The organism is Truepera radiovictrix DSM 17093 (assembly GCF_000092425.1).
Lineage (GTDB): Bacteria > Deinococcota > Deinococci > Deinococcales > Trueperaceae > Truepera > Truepera radiovictrix.
Map to the genome: position 1 here is coordinate 2,215,855 of NC_014221.1, position 19,834 is coordinate 2,235,688.

The following is a 19,834-nucleotide window of genomic DNA, read 5'->3' on the forward strand; positions in this document are numbered from 1 at the left end:
GTAGACTAGCGGGGTGGACGTACGGGTTTTTGAAGCCCCTGCCGGCGAGCGCCTCGACGTCGCCATCGCAGTGGCGCTCGAGCTCTCGCGCACGTACGCTAAAGACCTCGTGCTCGGCGGCTACGTGCAGTTAGATGGGCAACCGGTCGCCAAAGCTTCGACCAAGCTCTCGGGGCGCGAGCTCGTGTCGGTGGTGCTCCCCCCCCCGCGGCCTTTACGCGTCGAACCCGAAAACACGCCGCTCGACATCATCTACGAGGACGACGACCTCGCGGCCATCGACAAACCCCCCGGGATGACCGCCCACCCGACCGCTACGGTCCGCGAGGGAACGGTGGTCAACGCCCTGCTAGGTCGGATGGCGCTCGCCAAGGAGAAGCTCTTCGACCCCGAGGACGAGGACTACCGCCCCGGCATCGTGCACCGGCTCGACAAGGAGACCTCGGGGGTGATGGTGGTCGCCAAAAACGACGCGGCGCACCGCGAGCTCGCGAGCGCCTTTAAAAAGCGCCTCACCGAAAAGGAGTACATCGCTATCGCCGTCGGCACCCTCGAGGACGACCTCTACATGGACGGCCCCATCGGACGCCACCCCCACCACGGGCGTAAGATGACCGTCGGCGGCAACAACCCGCGGAGCGCCTCGACCTACTTTCGGGTGCTCGCGCGCACCCGCGAAGCGGTCCTGGTGCGCGCCAAACCCCACACCGGGCGCACGCACCAGATCCGCGTGCACCTCGCGCACCTGGGCGCTCCGATCTTGGGCGACAGCGTCTACGGCAAACCCTCGCCGCTTATAGCCCGCCACGCGCTACACGCGCAGCGCCTGAGCCTCCCCCACCCCCGCGACCACCACGCGATCACCTTCTCCGCTCAAGTCCCCTTAGACATGGTGAGCGCCTGGGTTAGCCTGGGTGGCACCTGGCCCCCCGAGGGCGAGCCGCACCTCTAGGCTGGGCGCAGCCGCGGTCACCTGGGGACCGGTGGGCTCTGGGCTCGGCGCTCGCCGTGGTCCACGCACCCCAGCCCCTAGCCACGGCGGGCTCGGCGCGTTGGCTAGGGCCCCCGCAGCGCGCCTCCAGCGCGTCTTTAACGCCCCTGGGCGGAACTGAACGCTCACACCGTAACGTTGAAGTGAATTGCGGCACATTCGGCCGTGGTAAAGTGGGAGGGTGAGGTTGCGGGCCAGCGTTTCGGCGCTGGGAGCGAGCACGCCCCGCACCCTCACACCGGCAGCGGCTCCGCTGCCCGCGCTTCAGGACGCGTTCTGGGGAGACGTGGACCGTGCGCACCCCACCTTGCTTTCGTTGCAACCCACGCCGCCCGCGCTACGCCGCGGCGGCCCACCTTATCACCTCGTGCAGCGCCTCGAGGAGGGCGGCGACACCTTTACGTCCTGCTACTTGCGCACGCAGCACCGACGAGGCCAGTGCGAGGGGACGAGTTACAAAGAGGGGGAACCGGTGAACCGCAGTTCACTTCGCAAAATCGCTGTGATCGGCAACTACCCGCCGCGCCAGTGCGGCATCGCGACCTTTACCGCGGACCTCGTCGGGGCGCTCGGTGAGCTTCACGGCCCCGAGGCGGTCTTCGCCGTGGCGATGAACGATACGCCCGAGGGCTACGCCTACCCGCCCGTCGTGCGCTTCGAGCTGCCGCAGGGCGACCTCAGCCACTACGCGCGCACCGCCGACTTTTTAAACCTGCAAGACGTCGACGTCGTCAACGTGCAGCACGAGTTCGGCATCTTCGGCGGGGAGTCCGGCAGCCACCTCCTCACGCTCCTACGCGACCTCAAAGCGCCCGTTGTCACCACCTTGCACACGGTTTTGGAACACCCCACGCCGCAGCAGCGGCTCGTCATCGAGGAGCTCGCCGCGCTCTCCGAACGCCTCGTGGTGATGAGCGAAAAAGGGCGCGCCTTTTTGGGGAGCGTCTACGGGATCCCCGAAACCCACGTCGACCTCATCCCGCACGGTATCCCCGACGTCCCCTTTACCGACCCGACCTTCTACAAAGACCGTTTCGGCGTCGAGGACCGGACGGTCCTCTTGACGTTCGGCCTGCTCTCGCCCAACAAGGGGCTCGAGCACGCCATCCGCGCCCTGCCGCGCATCGTCGAACGCCACCCCGACGTGCTCTACCTCATCGTCGGCGCGACGCACCCGCACCTCAAACGCAAAAACGGCGAGTCGTACCGCCTGTCGTTGCAGCGCCTCGCGCGCACGCTCGGCGTTGAACACCACGTCGTGTTCTACGACCGCTTCGTCGCGCTCGACGAGCTGCTCGCCTTTATCGGCGCCGCCGACGTGTACCTGACCCCTTACGTCAACCGCGAGCAGATCGTCTCGGGGACGCTCGCTTACGCGCTCGGGGCGGGCAAAGCGGTGATCTCGACGCCCTACTGGTACGCCGAGGAGCTCCTCGCTGAGGGCCGCGGGCGCCTGACGCCTTTCGCCGACCCCGACGCGCTGGCCGAGAACGTTTTGGCCGTGCTCGACAACGCCCCCGAGCGCAACGCCATGCGCAAACGCGCCTACCTCTACGGCCGCGAGATGATCTGGCCCGCCGTCGCCGCGCGCTACACCGAGGTCTTCGGCCGCGCCCGCGAACGCTCGACGAGCGCCTCGCAAGTCGCGCTGCCCAAACCGCTCGGCGCCCGCCCCCCCGAGTTTCCGCCCCTGGACCTGCGCCACCTGGAGCGCCTAAGCGACGACACCGGCATCTTGCAGCACGCCGTCCACGCGGTGCCCAACTACAACGAGGGCTACACGACCGACGACAACGCCCGCGCGCTCATCGCCGGAGTGATGCTTGAAGCCTATGACGAGCTCTCGGAGCGGGTGCGGCGCCTCACCCCGCGCTACCTGGCCTTTTTGCACCACGCCTTCGACCCCGCCACGCGGCGCTTTCGCAACTTTATGGCGTACGACCGCACCTGGCTCGAGCCGGTCGGCTCCGAAGACGCCCACGGTCGGGCGCTGTGGGCGCTCGGCACCGTTTTGGGCAGCTCGCAAGACCGCTCGCTGCGGGGCGTCGCGGGGGCGCTTTTCGAGCGGGCGCTGCCCGGTACGCTCGAGTTTACGAGCCCGCGCGCCTGGGCCTTTACCCTCCTCGGCGTCGCCTCGTACCTCGAGCGCTTCGCCGGCGACCGCAGCGCCCAGGGGGTGCAGGAGGCGCTCGCCGGGCGGCTCGTCAAGCTCTACCGCGACAACGCGTCACCGGCGTGGCCCTGGTTCGAACCGCTGTTAAGCTACTGCAACGCCAAACTGCCGCACGCGCTCATCACCACCGGACAGCAGCTCGCTCAGCGCGAGCTGCTCGAGATCGGGCTCCAGAGCCTCGACTGGCTCATGCAAGAACAAAAACCCAACGGCCACTTTTCCTGGATCGGCTGCAACGGTTTCTACCCGCGCGGCGGCGTGCGCGCCACCTTCGACCAACAGCCCGTCGAGGCGCACGCGATGGTCTCGGCGTGCCTCGCCGCGCACGCCGCAACGGGCGACGCGCGCTTTCTCAAAGAGGCTCGCTGCGCCTTCGAGTGGTTTTTGGGCGAAAATGACCTCGGTCTGCCCCTTTTCGATCCCACGACCGGCGGCTGCTTCGACGGCCTCCAACCCGACCGCGTCAACCAGAACCAGGGGGCGGAGTCGACGCTGGCGTTTTTGCTGTCGCTGCTCGAGCTGCGGCGGAGCTCGCTGCCGCCGACGCTGGCCGCGCCAAACCGCCTGACGCAGCTAGACGCTGACCCCGCACCGCCCGCGGTGATCGCCGACTGATGGCGGTGCGCCGCGTAGGCGGCGGGGGCGTCAAGATCGCCATGCTCGCCCCCATCGCTTGGCGCGTGCCGCCGCGCCACTACGGCCCCTGGGAACGCGTGGTCTCGCTGCTTACCGAGGGGCTCGTGCGGCGGGGCGTCGACGTTACGCTCTTCGCCACCGCCGACTCGCAGACCCAAGCGCGCCTCTCGGCCGTCGTGCCGCGCCCCTACGAGGAGGACCCCACGCTCGACGCCAAGGTGTGGGAGGGGTTGCACCTCGCCAACCTCTTCGAGCAGGCGGACGCTTTCGACCTCATCCACAACCACTACGACTTTCTGCCGCTCACCTATAGCGGCCTGGTCCGCACCCCCGTCGTCACGACCATCCACGGGTTCTCGTCGGCGCGCATCCTGCCCGTCTACCGGCGCTACAATGGCCGCACCCACTACGTCGCCATCAGCGACGCCGACCGCCACCCCGAACTGACCTACCTCGCCACCGTGCACCACGGCATCGACCTCGGCGCCTTTACGCTGCGCGAGACGCCCGAGGACTACCTGCTCTTTTTTGGACGCCTCCACCCCGACAAGGGTGCCGCCGAAGCCATCCAGGTCGCCCAAAGGGCCGAGCGCCCCCTCGTCTTGGCGGGCATCATCCAAGACCAGAGGTACTTCGAGCGGGAGATTGCGCCCCACCTCGGCGACCGCGTGCGCTACGTCGGGTCGGTCGGACCGGAGGAGCGAAACCGGCTTTTAGGCGGCGCGGCGGCGCTGTTGCACCTCATCAACTTCGACGAACCCTTCGGTCTGTCGATGGTCGAGGCGATGGCCTGTGGCACACCGGTGATCGCTACCCCGCGCGGGTCGGTGCCGGAGATCGTGCGCGACGGGGTAAACGGTTTTGTCGTGACGGGGCTCGAGGCGGCGACAGCAGCCGTCGCGCAGCTCCCTGAACTAGATCGCCGCGCCATACGCGCGGACGCCGCGGCGCGCTTTAGCCAGGAGCGGATGGTCGACGACTACCTGCGGGTGTACGAGCGGATTTTGACGGCCTAGCCCCCGACCCGACGGCGCGCGGTATGCTCGGGGGTAAGGATGCTAAACCCCTTTTACGAGGTCGCTTTGCTCCTCCTGATCGCCGCGCTCGTCGGCGCGGTGGCGGTGCGGCTCAGGCAGCCGCTGATCATCGCCTTTATCGTGGTCGGCATCCTCGTGGGCCCGTCTGCTCTGGGCGTCATCGACCCGGGCGAGCTGTGGGGGCTGCTGGCGGAGCTCGGCATCGCGCTGCTGCTCTTTGTGGTGGGGCTCAAGCTCGACGTGCAGCTCGTGCGGCGGATGGGACCGACCGCGCTTGCCACGGGCCTCGGGCAGGTCGCGTTCACCTCGGGGGTGGGGTTTGTGATCGCGCGCGCGCTCGGGTTAGCGCCGGTAGCGGCGCTCTACGTCGCGGTGGCGCTGACCTTTTCAAGCACCATCATCATCGTCAAACTGCTCTCGGACAAACGCGAGATCGACGCCCTGCACGGGCGCATCGCGGTGGGGTTTCTGATCGTCCAGGACCTCGTGGTGGTGCTCGCCATGATCGTCCTGACGGCGCTCGGCGAGGGCAGCGACCGCCACCCCCTCCTCGAGGCCCTCGCCGTGGGGCTGCGGGGGCTGCTGTTTCTGGGGGGCACCTTCGCGCTGGCGCTGCTGTTGCCGCGGCTGCTACACCTGCTCGCGCGCTCGGCGGAGCTGCTGGTGCTCTTTGCGGTCGCTTGGGCCGTCGCGCTCGGCGCAGCGGGCGACCTTTTGGGTTTTAGCGCCGAGGTCGGGGCCTTTCTCGCGGGGGTCGCGCTCGCCTCGACCCCGTACCGCGAAGCGATCGCCTCGCGGCTCGTGTCGCTGCGCGACTTTCTCCTGCTCTTTTTCTTTATCAACCTAGGCGCCGGGCTCGAGCTCGGGCTTTTGGGCGCGCAGGTCGTCCCCGCTTTGGTGCTCTCGGCGTTTGTGCTAGTCGGCAACCCGCTGATCGTCATGCTGATCATGCGCTGGCTCGGCTACCGCAAACGCACGGGGTTTTTGGCGGGGCTCACCGTCGCGCAGATCAGCGAGTTTTCGCTGATCCTCGCCGCCCTCGGTGCCTCGCTGGGGCACATCGGGCGCGACACGGTCGGGCTCATCACCTTGGTGGGGCTCGTTACCATCGCGCTGTCGACCTACCTCATCCTCTACTCGAACGAGCTCTACACCCGCCTCGCCCCGCTGCTGCGCCCCTTCGAGCGGCGCGTCCCCTTTCGCGAGAGCGAGGGCGACGCCAACGCGGGCGCGCGCGGCGCCGACGCGCTCGTCTTCGGCCTCGGACGCTTCGGCGGTCGGTTGCTGCGCGAGCTGCACAAGGGGGGGCTCACGGTGCACGGCGTCGACTTCGACCCCGAGACGGTGCGACGGTGGCGCGCGGCCGGGGTGACGGCGCACTACGGCGACGCCGAAGACCCAGAGTACCCGGGTACGCTGGAACTCAGCGGCGTGCGCTGGGTGGTCTCGAGCATCCCCCACCTGGAGGTCAACGTGGCGCTGCTGCACGGGCTGCGCCACTACGGCTACGGCGGCCGCGTGGCGGTCACCGCCCACAGCCGCGCCGTCGGCGACGCGCTCAGGGCGGCGGGCGCGGACCTCGTGCTCTTCCCCTTTAAAGACGCCGCCGAGCGCGCGGCGCAGGAGGTGCTCGCGCGCCTCGAGGCCGAGCCCCTCCCACGCTAGGGCCCGCGAAGATCGCGGCGCCTTTTAACAAAGCTTTACGACAAACGGGTTAAAGTCAGCCATGAGCCAAACCGCCTCCTTACCGCACTGGCAACTCACCTCGATCTTCCCGGGGCTCGACGCGCCCGCGTACGCGCAGGCCAAAGCCGAGCTGCGTGAGCGCGTCGAGGCGCTCCGGTCGGCCATGGACGCGCGCGGCGTGGGCGCCGCGCGCGAACCCCTGCCCACCCACAGCGAACAGGTCGCCACCTTCGACGCGCTTCTCGATCAGCTCAACGACCTCTACGTCCGCTTCGCCACGCTGCGCGCCTTTTTGGTAGGCTTTATCGCCACGGACGCCTTTAACGACCGCGCGCAGGCGGAAGCCTCCTCGCTCCAGCCGCTGGGGAGCGAACTCAGCTTTTTGAGCACCCGCTTTACCGCCTGGGTCGGCGCGTTGGACGCCGAAAGGCTCCTTAAGGGTTCAGAGCGCGCGCGGGCGCACGCCTACTTCGTACGCCGCAGCAAGGAGGAGGCCGCGCACCTCATGGGGAGCGAGGCCGAAGAGCTCGCCGCCGCCCTGCACCCCAGCAGCGGGGGGGCGTGGGCGAAGCTGCACGGCGACCTGATCAGCCGCGAAACCCTCCGCGTGACGCTCCCCGGCAGGGGCGAAGCCGAGCTTCCGCTCACCGAGCTGCGCAACTTGCAGAGCGACCCCGACCCCGAGGTGCGCCGCAGCGCTTTTGAGGCCGAGCTCGAGCTTTTGGAGCGCAACGCCGTGCCCTTTGCCGCCGCGCTCAATTCGATCAAGGGCCAGGTCAACGAACTCACCCGGCGGCGCGGTTGGGCGAGCGCGTTAGACGAGGCGATCTTCGAAAACCGCATCAGCGCCCGCAGCCTCGCGGCGATGCAAGGGGCGTGCGAGGCGCACTTCCCGCTCTTTCGGCGCTACCTAGCGGCCAAGGCCAAGTTTTTGGGCCAAGAGACGCTCGCCTGGTACGACCTGCTGGCCCCGGTCGGGGTCGGCGCGCCGCGCCGCTTTAGCTGGGACGAGGCCCAGGCGTTCGTGGTCGAGGCTTTTGGCAGCTACTCGGCGGCGCTCGCCGCGTTCGCGCAGCGCTCCTTTGACGAACATTGGCACGACGTCCCGCCGCGCAAGGGCAAACGCAACGGCGCCTTCTGCATGGGCGTCCCCGGGGTGCAGGAGTCGCGGCTGCTGCACAACTTCGGCGGTAACCTCGACGACGTCTTTACCCTGGCGCACGAGCTCGGGCACGCGTATCACAACGCCTGCGCCTACGCTTACGGCCGCACCGAGCTGCAGAGCGACACGCCGATGACGCTCGCCGAAACCGCCAGCATCTTCTGCGAGACGATCGTGGTCAACGCGCTGCTAACGCGCGCCGACGATCGGGAACGCTTGGCGATCCTGGAGCAGGACCTGCTGGGCAGCACGCAGCTCGTCCTCGACATCCACTCGAGGTTTCTGTTCGAGCGCGCCGTGTTCGAGCGCCGCCGCGAACGTGAGCTCTCGGTCGCCGAACTCAACGAGCTGATGCTCGAGGCGCAGGCGGCCACCTACGGCGACGCGCTCGATGAGAGCGCGCGCCACCCGCTCATGTGGGCGCACAAAGGCCACTACTACAGCGTGGGACGGAGCTTTTATAACTTCCCCTACACCTTCGGCTACCTCTTCGGTTTGGGGCTCTACGCCCAGTACCAGGACCAGCCGGAAGGGTGGCACGAACGCTACGACGCGCTGCTCGCCGCGACGGGGATGGAGGACGCGAACACCTTGGCGGCCCGTTTCGGTATCGACTTAGAGAGCGGGGCGTTCTGGGAGGCGAGCCTCAAGGTCGCCGAGGCGCGCGTCCGCGAGTACGAAGCGCTCGTGGCGCGGTTTTCGCCGTAGACCGGTGCGAACGGGCGCTACGGTTGCCGCACCAACCTCCCGCCCACGATCCTAAAACGCACCGTGCCGCCCCCGCGCGGGGTCATCGCTGGCGGGCGCCCCAAGCGGGCGTCGACGGTTTGCACCGTGATGAGCCCGTCGCTGGCCGTTAGGCTGAGCAGCCGGAGGCCGCGGCCGAGCGCCTGGCTGCCCCGCTGCGCCACCCTTTCGGGGCCGACCTCGACGAGCGTCACGTAGAGCCCACCCGCGCCGGAGACGCGGCGCACCTCGAGGGGGAGCACGAGAAAGTCGCGTCCCTGCGCGCGCACCTCGAGGCCGGGGGCGAGCAGCTGCAACGTGCCGCGGTCCCCGGGGAGCTCGAAAGCGATCCGCTCCCCCCGCAACAACGCCTCCCCGACCTGGAGGGTCACCCCCGTGTCGGGGACCGTGAGGCCGCTGCCGACGAGCGCGGTCGCGCCGGCGTCGACAGGGTGCGCCACAGGGTGCGCCGCCGTCTCCGGGGGTGTGGTGGACGTTGCACCCCTCGCCGGCTGAGCGACGGGGGTGCAAGCGCTTAGGAGCAGGAGGCAGGAGAGTACGACCCCGCCGAGGGTCGCGTCGTCGGCCCGCACCACCAAGCCCCTTACCATCCAGGCGCACACCCGACCGAACGCTGCGGGGTAGGGAGACCCCCTACCCCGCACCCTAGCGGCTCCAGGGCGAGCTTTGGCCGCGCCCAAAAAAGTCGGCGGCGTTTTGACGCACGGTATCGTGCAGCAGCCCGTACAGCGGGTGGTGCGCGGCGGGCCTCAAGAGCGCCTGCGCGGAGACGCGCGCCGCCGCGGGGCGCGGCACCCCGCCCGGCGGGTAGACCTGCGTCTCCCCAGGGAGGGGGCGGGCGTCGCAATGCTGCACCCGCGTCTGTGGCACCGTGCCGTCTAAAAGGTAAGCGGCTACCGCCGCATCGACGCACGCGGTGTTGTAGGGGAAAGCCCCGTGCGACAGCTCGTTTTCGATGTAGATAAGCGCCGCGTTCGGCAGCGAGTCAAAGGCGCGCAGCGCCCCCTCGCTCGGGGTCGCGGCGTCAAAACCGGTCTGCACCATCAGGATGGGGGCCATCTCGCTCGGCGTCTCGGGCATCGCGGCGGTCGGCGCGCCCCAGAAGCCGCACGGCTCGGCCGTCAGGGCCCCGCCCAGTAAGGGATAGCTCTCGTGCGCCTCGTTGCCGCGCCTGATGTAGTGCTCCGCGCCCTGAGGCCAGGGGGCGTCGTTGCAGGTCACGGCAGTACCAACAGCCCCCTCCGGCGGCAGCTCGACCGGGTAGGGGCCGTTCTCCAAAAAGTCGCGGTAGAGGAGGTAGTCCTGCGCGAGGGTGAGCGCGTAGGTGCGGGCGAGTTCGTCGACGAACGCGTCTTCGGCGTACGTCTGCTCGCCCACGAGCGCCGCGAACGCGTCGAAGTTGTCGAGGGTGAGCGTGTCACCAAACGCCTCTAGCGCCTCGTCGACCCCCCGCGCCGCGACGAGCGTCAGGGCGATATCGGGCACCGCTTCGGAGCTGTAGAGCGCGGCGAAGATCGACAGCGAACCCTGCACGAGGACCGCTTTGAGGTCTTCGGGCAGCCCGTCGTAGACCGCGTAGACCTCATCGGCGCTGCCGCCGAGGCCGAAGACCGCGTCGTTGCGCGCGGCAAAGGGCAAGGCGACCTCCCTAAAGGCGCGCTCGAACCCCCGGACGAAGTCGTTAAAGATGGCCTCAAAGGTCGCCGTAAAGTCGACGTTGGCGTCTAACACGATGTTGCCCGCGTGTTGCGGGAAGCGCTTGGCGTACCAAGCCCCCAACCAGGAGCCGTACGAGTACCCCAGGAAGTTGAGCTTTTCGTCGCCCATCACGGTGCGGATCAGGTCCATGTCGCGCACGGTCTGCTCGGTGTTGATGTACTGGCTTAGGGGGGTATTCAAGCAGGCGTCCGCTTGGCGCTCCCCGAGCGTGAGGAGCGCCTGAACGTTTTCGGGCGAGCGGTCGGTGTAGAAGCCCGGCGGTTCGGCGCGCCGGTTCGTCCCGCAGTAGAGGCGGAAGCTCCCCCCTACCCCGCGCGGGGAAAAGCCGACGACGTCGTAGGCGCTCGAGACCGCGCCGAGCAGCTCGGGCGCGGCGGCCTCGAAGCCGAGCTCCGCCCCCCCGTTGCTGGCGAACACCAACCCGAGCAGCGCCCCCAGGATGAGGCCGTCGCCCCCCGGCCCCCCGGGGTTGGTGAGGATCGCGCCGCGGCGGGCGGCTTCGTCCCCGGCGCGCACCCGCAACACGCCCAAGTTGATCGCCTCGCCCTCGGGCACCTCCCAGTCGAGCGGCGCGCGGAGCGTCGCGCACTCGAGGCGGTCGCCCAGAGTCGCCAGGGGCTCTAGCAGCACCTCCGGAAAGATGCTCGGATCACAAGGGGCCCAGGCGACCGCCTGCTCCCGAAAGCGCGCCAGCGCCGCCTCCCGCTCCGCGTCTACGGGGTCGGGCGCTCCCGAGCGGGAGCCGCACGCCGTCAGCAACCAAAGACACCCGAGGAGCAACGTGCGCCTACGTAACCTCATAACTACCTCCAGGGAACTGCCGAAGCTATGGGGGCCAACCCGGCCATTATGCGGAGCTCGCCCGAGCAAGTATGTAGTGCCGAGAGGTTGCGTACAACGTTGCGCGTGCTTACCTCGGCTCTACCCCGCGCAGCACCGAGATCTGCCCCGTCGGCAGGATCAGGCTGCTGCCGGCGTGCAGCGGCCGCAACCGCCGCGCCCGACCCGGCTCGGTCGCCCAGAGCCGCTCCCAGAGCCATCCGGGGTGCCCCGGTACGTCGGGGAGCACGAAGCGCGCGGGGCGCTTGCCGTGAAAGAGCACCAAGTAGCTCTCATCCGGGGCCCCCTGACCCGTTTGCGGCAGCTCCGAAGACGCTTCGCCGCATAGAAGCATCCCCAACGCGCGCAGCTTCGGGTTGTGCCAGTCGCCCTCATGCATCTCACGCCCCTCGGGGTGGATCCAGGTCACGTCGCGGCAACCATTCACCTCGCGCCCGGTTAAAAAGTGCCGCCGCTGAAAGATGGGGTGCGCCTTGCGGAAAGCGATCAGGTCCTTGACGAAGTTTAAAAAGCCCTCCTCGCGCTCGTCGAGCTCCCAGTCGAACCAGCTGATGGGGTTGTCTTGGCAGTAGGCGTTGTTGTTCCCCCCCTGGGTACGGGAGAGCTCGTCGCCGCCCAGGATCATCGGCACCCCCTGCGAGAGCAGCAGGGTCGCCAAAAAGGTGCGTTTGCGCGTCTCGCGATTTTTTAGCACCGCCGGGTCGTCGGTCGGCCCCTCGGCGCCGCCGTTATACGAGCTGTTGTGGTCTTCACCGTCGCGGTTGTTCTCGCCGTTGGCCTCGTTGTGCTTGTGGTTGTACGAAACGAGGTCTTGCAAGGTAAAACCGTCGTGGGCAGTGATAAAGTTCACCGAAGCGAACGGGCGGCGCCCACGGTGCGCGTAGAGGTCGCTGCTACCGGTGACGCGCGTCGCAAGCTCGGCCGTGAGCCCCTCCCCGCCGTGCCAGAACGCGCGGACGGTGTCGCGGTAGCGGCCGTTCCACTCCGACCAGTTCCAGGGAAACCCGCCGACCTGATACCCGTTGGGGCCCACATCCCACGGTTCGGCGATGAGTTTGACCTTCGAGAGCACGGGGTCTTGCTCGATAGCCTGCATCATCGTCGCGTGCATGTTGACGTCGTCGAAACCGCGCGCGAGCGAGGTCGCGAGGTCGAAGCGGAAACCGTCGACGTGCATCTCCTGAACCCAGTAGCGCAGCGAGTCGGTAATGAGGCGCACCACGGCCGGTTGGGTGGCGTCTAGCGTGTTGCCGGTACCCGTGTAGTCCATGTAGTAGCGGCGCTCGTCGGGTTTGGTCTTGTAGTAAGAGACGTTGTCGATCCCCTTAAAAGAGAGCGTCGGCCCCATCCGGTTGCCCTCGCCGGTGTGGTTGTAGACCACGTCGATGAGCACCTCTAAGCCCGCTTTGTGAAGCGCCCGCACCATCATCTTGAATTCCTGCACCGCCGCTTCGGGGCGCGTCGCGTAGCCCGGGTGCGGCGCGAAGTAGGCGAGCGGGTTGTACCCCCAGTAGTTCGACAACCCCTTGTCGACGAGGTACTGGTCGTTGGTAAAAGCCTGCACCGGCAAAAGCTCGATGGTGGTGACGCCGAGCGAGGTCAGGTGCTCTAAGATGGGCGCCGAGGCGAGCCCCAGGTAGGTCCCGCGCAGGTGCTCGTCGACCTCGGGGTGCAGCTTGCTGATGCCCTTGACGTGCGTTTCGTAGATGATCGTCTCTTCCCACGGGATGTTGGGGTGCCGGTCATCCCCCCACTCAAAAGCGTCTTCGACGACTCTCCCGAGGGGGGCGTAGGGGGCGCTGTCCTCGTCATTAAAGCTGAGGTCCGCTTGCGGGTCGCCCAGGCGGTAGGCGAACAGCGCGCTGTGCCACCGCGGCTCGCGGCCGAGCGCCTTGGCGTAGGGGTCTAAAAGCACTTTGTGGGGGTTGAAGCGGTGCCCGTGGTGCGGTTCAAAGGGGCCGTGCACCCGGTAGGCGTAGAGCTGTCCCGGATAGATCCCGATAAAGTAGCCGTGCCACACCGGTCCCGTGCGTTCGGGGAGGGCGATGGTCTGAGACGGCGCCTCCGCTTCGGGGCTATCGAAAAGTAGGAGTTCAACGTGCGTCGCGTGCTGGCTGTAAAGGGCAAAGTTGACCCCCAGACCATCCCACGACGCGCCCAACGGAAAGGGGTGTCCAGGTCGCAGTTCCACGTCGTTACTCTACGTGAGGGGGCCACACCAAAGAGCGCACAGGCGTACAAACGCCACGTCACACAACCTCTGCGCACCCAACATGTTGTGTATAGGTGAGCGACAACGTTTCAATCAGCCCGAAGCTATAAAAATCTTCACATTTCGCGCAGCACAGTGTCATAATGGCCCTCATGCCCGACCCTACCGACATCTCGTCCTCCGCCGACAGCCCCCTTTCCAAAGAGGCCATGATCGAGGAGCTCAGCGCGCACGCGCTGCCGCTCATGTGGGCGCTGCGGCAGAGCGCCGCGCGCACCTTTGAACCGCTCGGGTTCCGCACGGTCAGGGCCCTTCTGTTGGAGCTCGTCGGGCGCGGCCTCGCGCAACCCAAAGAGCTCTCGGAGGCGCTGCAGCTCGTACCGCCGGCGGTGTCGACGATGATCAGCGAGCTCGAGGCGCGCGGCCTCATCGTGCGGCAGAGCGACCCGAGCGACGGTCGGCGCGTTCACCTCGAACTCACAGAGGCGGGCGAACGGGAGCGCGCGCGCCTGCGCGAGGCGTGGCAGCGCACCTTACACGCCCCCCTCTCGGCTCTCGGCGACGACGAGCTCGAGCTCGGGCTGCGCCTGGTGCACAAGTTGCGGGCGTCGGCCTCGGGCGGCACCCTCTAGCGCACCACGAAGCTACATCACCAACCGGACGCGTGGAGTCCCGGGGTAGCTTTTAGGCGTCAAGTCAGGGGAAACACGCGTCGCGCATCCGGCTACACGACTTGCGCCACCTGCACGCTTTTATGGCGATTCGTAGCGGCATGGACGCGAAAGTGCTAGGGTCTGTCTGACAGAAGGGCTGACTGATGTTTTAGGGTAAAGGCATGGCACGGACGGACTTAAGCGAGAAACAGTGGCGAGCGTTAAAAGCGCATTTACCTGCGAATCCCCAACGCGGCCACGCCTACGTTGACCATCGCCGAGTTATCAACGGCATTTTGTGGCGGCTCAAGACTGGAGCACCTTGGCGAGATGTTCCTGAGCGCTACGGAGCCTGGCAAACCTGCTGGGACCGGTTCACGAGGTGGGAACGTAGCGGTGACTGGCAGCGCATCCTACAAGCCCTTCAAGCGCATGCCGACGCCACAGGCGATATTGACTGGGACGGAGCGGCCTTGGACAGCAGTCACATCAAAGCCCACCGGAGCGCTGCAGGTGCGAGAAAGCGGCCCGCCGAGGGCGAAAAAAGGGGGGCTTGACAGATGAGTGGTTAGGCCACTCGCGTGGCGGGCATACCAGCAAAGTTCATGTCTGTGCTGATGGGAAGGTTCGCCCCCTGTCCCTTGTCGTGACCGCCGGGCAACGCAACGATGCCGCTTGGTTGGAGCGGGTGCTCGACGAGATACACGTACCACGTTTAGGTAGAGGGCGACCCCGAAAGCGCCCCTCACAGCTCCGCTTGGACCGGGCTTACAGCTTTAAGAAGCAGCGCCAAGGGTTGAGGCGACGGAACATTCGCTGTATCAGCCCTGAGCGAGAAGACGCCAAAAAGCACCGGCTCGCCAAGGGCTCCAAAGGTGGGCGTCCACCTGCTTTTGATACCAAGGCGTACAAGGGGCGCAACGTCATTGAGCGCTGCATCAACCGACTTAAAGACTTTCGTGCTGTAGCAACCCGCTATGACAAGCGGGGTCGGAACTACCTCGCGGGCGTGCTTGTCGCCTCCATTATCCTCTGGCTCTAATCAGTCAGACAGACCCTAGCTGACCGATTAGGGTATAGCCGCGCGTCTTTCACCCTCGACCGCTACACCCACCTGGTTGCATCGCAGCGGGCGCAAGCCGCCGTGAGCCTGCTCAACTTCCTGCCCAAGCGTGACCCGAGCACTGCGAACTAGCCCGTCCCGTAGGTGCAAATAAGGTGCGAACGCACCCAAAAAGAGAACCCGCCACTTCCGGCGGGTTCTACGTCTTGCGTCTCTGACGCTTCTTTTTTGGTAGGCGCGGGCGGGATTGAACCGCCGACCTCTACCGTGTCAAGGTAGCGCTCTCCCACTGAGCTACGCGCCTGTGCACTGGCCACCTGCGCCCGTGGTAGGTGGAGGCGCCGACCGGATTCGAACCGGTGATGGAGGTTTTGCAGACCTCTGCCTTACCACTTGGCTACGGCGCCAAGGACCCAAGCCTATCATGAGGCGAGGGTGCTGTCAATCGGGAAAACGCCAGCGGCTGCGCCCGTACTCCTCGAGCCACTTGGCGTGGGCTGCCGGGGCGTAGCCGTGGTTGAGCCTGAGTTCGCCGACGATGCGACCCGCGTAGACGAGCAGCAGCTTGACGCCGTCGCGCTCGGGCACCACCACCGCCGAGAGCGAGAGCGCCTGCAGCGCTCTTTCGGCCGCCCGAAAGAGCACCTCGGGCTCCGCCGCTGCAGGACGGGGCGGGGCGACCCCCTCGAGCCCGATGGGGACCGGCTCGAGCGACAGGGGGTCGAGGTTGAAGCGGCCATACGCCCCCGCAGCGTCCCCCAAAAGCACCCGCAGCTCGCGCTTTTCATCGCGCCGACCGTGAACGTGCTCGAACACCGCCAGCACCTCGAGGCGCGTCAGTAGCGCCTCCCCCGCCTGCAACGCCGTGGCCGGATCGAAGGCTGCGGCACTTGGGGCGCGGCGGCTCGGCCCACGCCCGTCGGGGGGGCCGGGCTGCGCCGTCGCCCACACCAAAGTGAACAGAAGGAGCGCCACGAGGGGCGCCCCTAGGTGGGGTCTTCGCATCACGAGGCAGCTTACCCCTAAAAGCCGCGCAACCCCTCTAGAAGATGACGTCCGGCCTTCGCGACCTCCCGCGCAGCCTCCGCGTACGATGGCAAGGGGCTGTAGGGGGAGGCGAAGGCGGGGGGCAGGGGCGCTCCCTCGGTGCTGGCGACGGGCGACACAGCGCGGCTTAGGAGGTCATGGGCCGCCGCGCGCAGCCGCGACGGACGCTCGTCTTCGGGGGTGTAGAAGGCGAGCTCGCGGTCGAGCCGGACGAGCTCGTCTTGCGCGCGGTAGGGCGCTTCGAGCGCGCGGCGTTCGGCCCTGCGGCTCCGGCCGCGCCCCGGCCCATCCCCCAGGAGCGCGCCGTACCCCTGTTGCAGGTGTTCGGCCGCTTTGTAGAGGTCCTCGGCCGCTTTGGCTTTGCGCTCGCTCAGAAAGAACGCGCCGCTCGCGTAGTCGGCGTTCGCCTCCTGCAGGAGTTCTTGGGCGAGCTCCAGCAGGTTTAGGGGCAGCGCCTCCGTCGGCGCTTCCGCTTGGCCTTGGGGGCTGGCGCTCTGGAGGTTCGCGAGCGCCACCGAACGGGCGTAGTCGAAGCGGTAGGCGCGGCGGGTCGCCTTTTGCAGGGCGCTCGCCGCCCGTTCGGCTTCGCGCCAAGAGGCTTGGGGAGCGAGCGGGGGGAGCGGCAGCTCCGCTTCGGGCGCGCTCGGTGCGACGTTCTGGGTCGTGGTCTGCGGGGGCGCGCTCGGCGTCTGCGCCACCCCCAAACCGAACAGGGTGACGGCCGACAGGGGGGCCATCATGAGCGCATAGGCTCTCGGGGACCGACGTGACAAACGCAGCAAGTGACGCATAGGCTCCTCCTAAGATTTCCAGCTCGAGCCTAGCCGCCTTGGCTGAAGCGTTCACCACCCCAACCTGAAGGGAAGCTGAAGCGGAGGGTGACGCGCGCCCCCCCGTGTGGCGCGTTCTCGGCCACGACGTCGCCGCCGTGAACCGCCATCACCGCGCGCACGATGGCGAGGCCCAGACCGGTGCCACGCGCGCCCTCCCCCCCCGCTGCACCCTCGCCGGCGGCGCCGTAGACGAAGGGCTCGAGCACCCGCGCCAAAAGCGCCTCCGGAAACCCGGGGCCCGCATCCTCGACGACGAGCTGCGCGCGCCCCTCGCGCGACAGGACGCTCAGCGTCACGGGTGGCGCGCCGTAGCGCTCGGCGTTACGCAGCAGGTTGCGCAAGGCGACCTCAAGGAGCTCGGGGTCGGCGCGCGTGTAGACCGGCTCTGCAGCCCCGGCGAGCGCCAGGTGCGGAAAGCGCTCCCGCACGAAGGCGCGCAGCTCCAAGGGGGGGGCGCTGATACGCGCGCGCCCCTCGAGCCGCGCCAGGGTCAAGAGCGCGTCGAGTAGCCCGCGCATCCGCGCCATCTCGCGCAGCGCCCCCGCGAGCGCCCGCGGCTCGTCGGGGCGCCGCTGCAACACCTCGAGGTAGCCGCTTAGGGCCGCTAGGGGCGTGCGCAATTCGTGCGACGCCTGCGCGGCGAAGCGCCGCGCCGAGCGCTCCTGCGCCGCCGAACGCTCGAGCGCGCGCGACAGCTCGCGCAGCAGCTGGTTGAGCCGCTCGGCGATGGGGCGCACCTCGGGGAGGTCGGGTACGGCGAGCGGGGCGAGGTTATCGGGCGAGCGCCGGGCGATCGCTGCGGCCATCCGGTTGAGGGGGGCGAGTACAAGCCGCAGCAGCTGGGCCCCCAAAAGCCCGACGAGCGCGAAGAGGCCGAGCGCCGCGAGCGCGTAAGCGCTCAGCAGCCGCTGGGTAAGCGTCCCTATCGCCCCGGCCTGTACGCTGAGACCGACCGCACCGCCTTCAAGCGGTACGACGGCGAAGAGGGCGTCGCCGTGGAGCCCCGTGTAGGTCGCGCCCGCCTCGAGCGCCCGGCGCACGCTCTCGGGGAGCGTGTGGGCGGCCGTGTCGGTAAAGCGGAGCGCGCCGCTACCGGCCCCCGCATCGGCCCCCTCCTCGGTGTGGTAGACAAAGCCGTAACCGCCGAACTCGTTGGCGAGCGCCGCGAGCGGCACGAGGTCGCCGGGGGTAACAGCGCTATAGAAGCCCAGGCGCACGAGCAGCGCGTCACTTAAGGTCGCCAGCGAGGCCCGCCGCGCCTCCTGGAGGGTAAACGCTCCGAGCGGCACCAGAACGAGCAGCAGCGCGCTCAAAAGCAGCAGCGTCAGCCGCGCCTGCAGACTTAAGCGGCGCGGCACCCCGAAGCCGCGGCGCGCTCTACGCAACCTCACCACGCCTCCGGGCGGTAGCGCCCCCCCGGTAGAGGCGCCCGCAACAACCGCGGACGGCGCAGGTCGACGCGTTGAGGCAGCGCCTTCACGCGGGCGTCTTCAGGTGAGGCGCTTTCACGAAAGGTCGGCCTCATCGAGCAGGTAGCCGTAGCCGCGCACGGTGCGAATCATCGGCGGGTCACCCAGGGCGCGGCGGAGGCTTGAAACGTGCACCTCGAGCGTGTTGGGGTCGACCCGCTCCCCCCAGAGGCGCTGCATCAGCGCCTCACGCGAGACCACCCGCGCCCGGTGCTCGAGCAGCACCTGCAAGAGCGCGAACTCCTTGGGCGCGAGCTCGAGCGGCACGCCACCACGCCACGCTTCTCGCTTGTCGGGGTAGAGCCGCACGTCGGCGGCGCATAGCGCCGTGACGGGGCGCTGCAACCGCCGCCAGAGCGCCTCGATGCGGGCGACGAGCTCAGCTAAGGAAAAGGGTTTGACGAGGTAGTCGTCGGCGCCGAGGCGCAACCCCCGCACGCGGTCCTCAATGGTGTCAAGAGCGGTCAAAAACAGCACCGCCACCTCGCGCTTGGGGTTGTGTGGGGTGCGGATCGCTTCAAGGACGCGGTAGCCGTCGGAACCGGGGAGCAAGATATCTAAAATCACCACGTCGATGGCCTCTTGCGCGAAAAGCCGCAACCCTTCGCTCGCCGAAGCGGCCGTCACGACCTCGAACCCTTCAAAACCGAGCCCGAGCTCGAGCGACTCGCGAATCCCAGGGTCGTCTTCGACGAGGAGCAACCGGGGGCGCGGGGGCGTGAGGGGCGAGGTCTCGGGTAAAGGCATGCCGTATGGTAACGCGCCCCTCGGCGCTGCACCTGGCGCGGCACAACGGCCGTGGGGGCGCAGCACCTGCGGTGAGGCGACGGCGCGTAGCGCGAGGCGTGGTGTAATGTGGTGTGCGGCTCCACACCGAGCTCCTTTCGCCGACCCCACCCCGCGACGTCGCGGTGGTGATCGATGTGCTGCGGATGACGACGACCGCGAGCAACCTCTTTGCGCGCGGCCTCAGCGAACTCTTCGTGGTCGCCGAGCTCGACGACGCGCGGGCGCAGGCCGCGCGTACCGGCGCGCTCCTTTTGGGGGAGCGCGGCGGTCACCCCGTCCCCGGCTTCGACGGCGGCAACTCGCCCCTAGAGCGCCTCGAGGTCGCCGGGCGCAGCGCGGTGCTCTGCACCACCAACGGCTCCAGGGCGGTCGCTGCCGTGGCACCGGCGCGGCACGTGCTCTTGGGGAGCGTCGTAAATGCGCGGGCGACGGCGGCGCGGGCGCTGACGCTCGCCAAAAGCGGCATCACCCTGGTGTGCGCCGGGACGCTCGGGCGGGTGTCGCTCGACGACGTCGTCGGCGCGGGGTGCGTCGCGCGCGAGCTGCTCAAGCTCGAGCCCAGCTTGCGCACGGGCGACGCGACCGCCCTCGCGCTCAGCCTCGTCGAGGGGCAGCGCGACCTTGGCGCCCTGCTGCGGCGCGCGGAGCACGCCAGGCACCTGCTGACGCTCGGCTACGCCCGCGACGTCGCCTTTGCCGCCCGCCTCAACGCGCTCGAGGCGGTGCCCGAACGCGACCCCAAAAACCCGCTGCGTTTTACCCTCCCGGAGCGCTAGT

Annotated in this window: 15 protein-coding genes and 2 tRNA genes; 8 read left to right on the forward strand and 9 right to left on the reverse strand. The window is 68.2% G+C overall.

The window, feature by feature from the left end; genetic code table 11:
• Positions 1-13 precede the first annotated feature (13 nt).
• From TRAD_RS10175 to TRAD_RS10195, 5 genes are all read left to right on the forward strand, one after another.
• Entirely contained in the window at positions 14-952 is a 939-nt protein-coding gene (locus TRAD_RS10175) for an RluA family pseudouridine synthase (RefSeq protein ID WP_013178532.1), read from the forward strand.
• A 511-nt stretch (positions 953-1,463) separates the two neighbouring features.
• A complete protein-coding gene (locus TRAD_RS10180) occupies positions 1,464-3,779 on the forward strand; it encodes a glycosyltransferase family 4 protein (protein ID WP_049773196.1) in 2,316 nt (771 codons plus the stop codon).
• Positions 3,779-4,816 carry a glycosyltransferase family 4 protein gene (locus tag TRAD_RS10185; protein WP_013178534.1) on the forward strand — a complete coding sequence of 346 codons (1,038 nt, stop codon included), beginning with the start codon at positions 3,779-3,781 and terminating at the stop codon, positions 4,814-4,816. The genes TRAD_RS10180 and TRAD_RS10185 overlap by 1 nt, the downstream gene beginning before the upstream one ends.
• Before the next feature lie 39 nt (positions 4,817-4,855).
• Positions 4,856-6,502, forward strand: a complete 1,647-nt coding sequence (locus TRAD_RS10190; RefSeq protein ID WP_013178535.1) for a cation:proton antiporter — start codon at positions 4,856-4,858, stop codon at positions 6,500-6,502.
• A gap of 61 nt (positions 6,503-6,563) precedes the next feature.
• Entirely contained in the window at positions 6,564-8,393 is a 1,830-nt protein-coding gene (locus tag TRAD_RS10195; protein WP_013178536.1) for a M3 family oligoendopeptidase, read from the forward strand.
• A gap of 17 nt (positions 8,394-8,410) precedes the next feature.
• On the opposite strand, the gene TRAD_RS10200 is transcribed toward TRAD_RS10195, so the two are convergent.
• The 3 genes from TRAD_RS10200 to glgX form a co-directional block, all read right to left on the reverse strand.
• The gene (locus TRAD_RS10200; RefSeq protein WP_148221226.1) at positions 8,411-8,872 is read right to left on the reverse strand and encodes a hypothetical protein; all 462 of its coding nucleotides are present in this window, start codon (positions 8,870-8,872) and stop codon (positions 8,411-8,413) included.
• A gap of 205 nt (positions 8,873-9,077) precedes the next feature.
• The gene (locus TRAD_RS10205) at positions 9,078-10,952 is read right to left on the reverse strand and encodes an alpha/beta fold hydrolase (protein WP_013178538.1); all 1,875 of its coding nucleotides are present in this window, start codon (positions 10,950-10,952) and stop codon (positions 9,078-9,080) included.
• A 109-nt stretch (positions 10,953-11,061) separates the two neighbouring features.
• Positions 11,062-13,182, reverse strand: a complete 2,121-nt coding sequence (glgX, locus tag TRAD_RS10210; protein WP_013178539.1) for a glycogen debranching protein GlgX — start codon at positions 13,180-13,182, stop codon at positions 11,062-11,064.
• Between the two features lie 173 nt (positions 13,183-13,355).
• On the opposite strand from glgX, the gene TRAD_RS10215 reads away from it, so the two are divergent.
• Together TRAD_RS10215 and TRAD_RS15735 are read left to right on the forward strand one after the other, a co-directional pair.
• Positions 13,356-13,835: a MarR family winged helix-turn-helix transcriptional regulator gene (locus TRAD_RS10215; protein ID WP_185095159.1), complete on the forward strand. Its 480-nt coding sequence runs from the start codon at positions 13,356-13,358 to the stop codon at positions 13,833-13,835.
• A 203-nt stretch (positions 13,836-14,038) separates the two neighbouring features.
• Positions 14,039-14,898 (forward strand): IS5 family transposase gene (locus TRAD_RS15735; RefSeq protein WP_148221177.1). Its coding sequence is split into 2 segments (ribosomal slippage): positions 14,039-14,393 and positions 14,393-14,898, totalling 861 coding nucleotides; the frame shifts between segments, so codons are not numbered across the junction.
• A gap of 250 nt (positions 14,899-15,148) precedes the next feature.
• Here TRAD_RS15735 and TRAD_RS10220 read toward each other — a convergent pair.
• The 6 genes from TRAD_RS10220 to TRAD_RS10245 form a co-directional block, all read right to left on the reverse strand.
• Positions 15,149-15,223: transfer RNA gene (locus TRAD_RS10220), tRNA-Val, on the reverse strand.
• A 29-nt stretch (positions 15,224-15,252) separates the two neighbouring features.
• Positions 15,253-15,326: transfer RNA gene (locus tag TRAD_RS10225), tRNA-Cys, on the reverse strand.
• 34 nt (positions 15,327-15,360) lie between these two features.
• Positions 15,361-15,927, reverse strand: a complete 567-nt coding sequence (locus tag TRAD_RS10230; protein ID WP_041947246.1) for a hypothetical protein — start codon at positions 15,925-15,927, stop codon at positions 15,361-15,363.
• Between the two features lie 14 nt (positions 15,928-15,941).
• Complete coding sequence (locus tag TRAD_RS10235) at positions 15,942-16,703, reverse strand: hypothetical protein (protein ID WP_041947247.1); 762 nt, start codon at positions 16,701-16,703, stop codon at positions 15,942-15,944.
• 83 nt (positions 16,704-16,786) lie between these two features.
• Positions 16,787-18,190 (reverse strand): sensor histidine kinase, encoded by a 1,404-nt coding sequence (locus tag TRAD_RS10240; protein ID WP_013178543.1) that lies wholly within the window; start codon positions 18,188-18,190, stop codon positions 16,787-16,789.
• A 114-nt stretch (positions 18,191-18,304) separates the two neighbouring features.
• Complete coding sequence (locus TRAD_RS10245) at positions 18,305-19,015, reverse strand: response regulator transcription factor (RefSeq protein WP_013178544.1); 711 nt, start codon at positions 19,013-19,015, stop codon at positions 18,305-18,307.
• 113 nt (positions 19,016-19,128) lie between these two features.
• Here TRAD_RS10245 and TRAD_RS10250 point away from each other — a divergent pair, with 113 nt between their 5' ends.
• Positions 19,129-19,833 (forward strand): 2-phosphosulfolactate phosphatase, encoded by a 705-nt coding sequence (locus tag TRAD_RS10250; protein WP_013178545.1) that lies wholly within the window; start codon positions 19,129-19,131, stop codon positions 19,831-19,833.
• The last annotated feature ends 1 nt before the right edge of the window (position 19,834 follow it).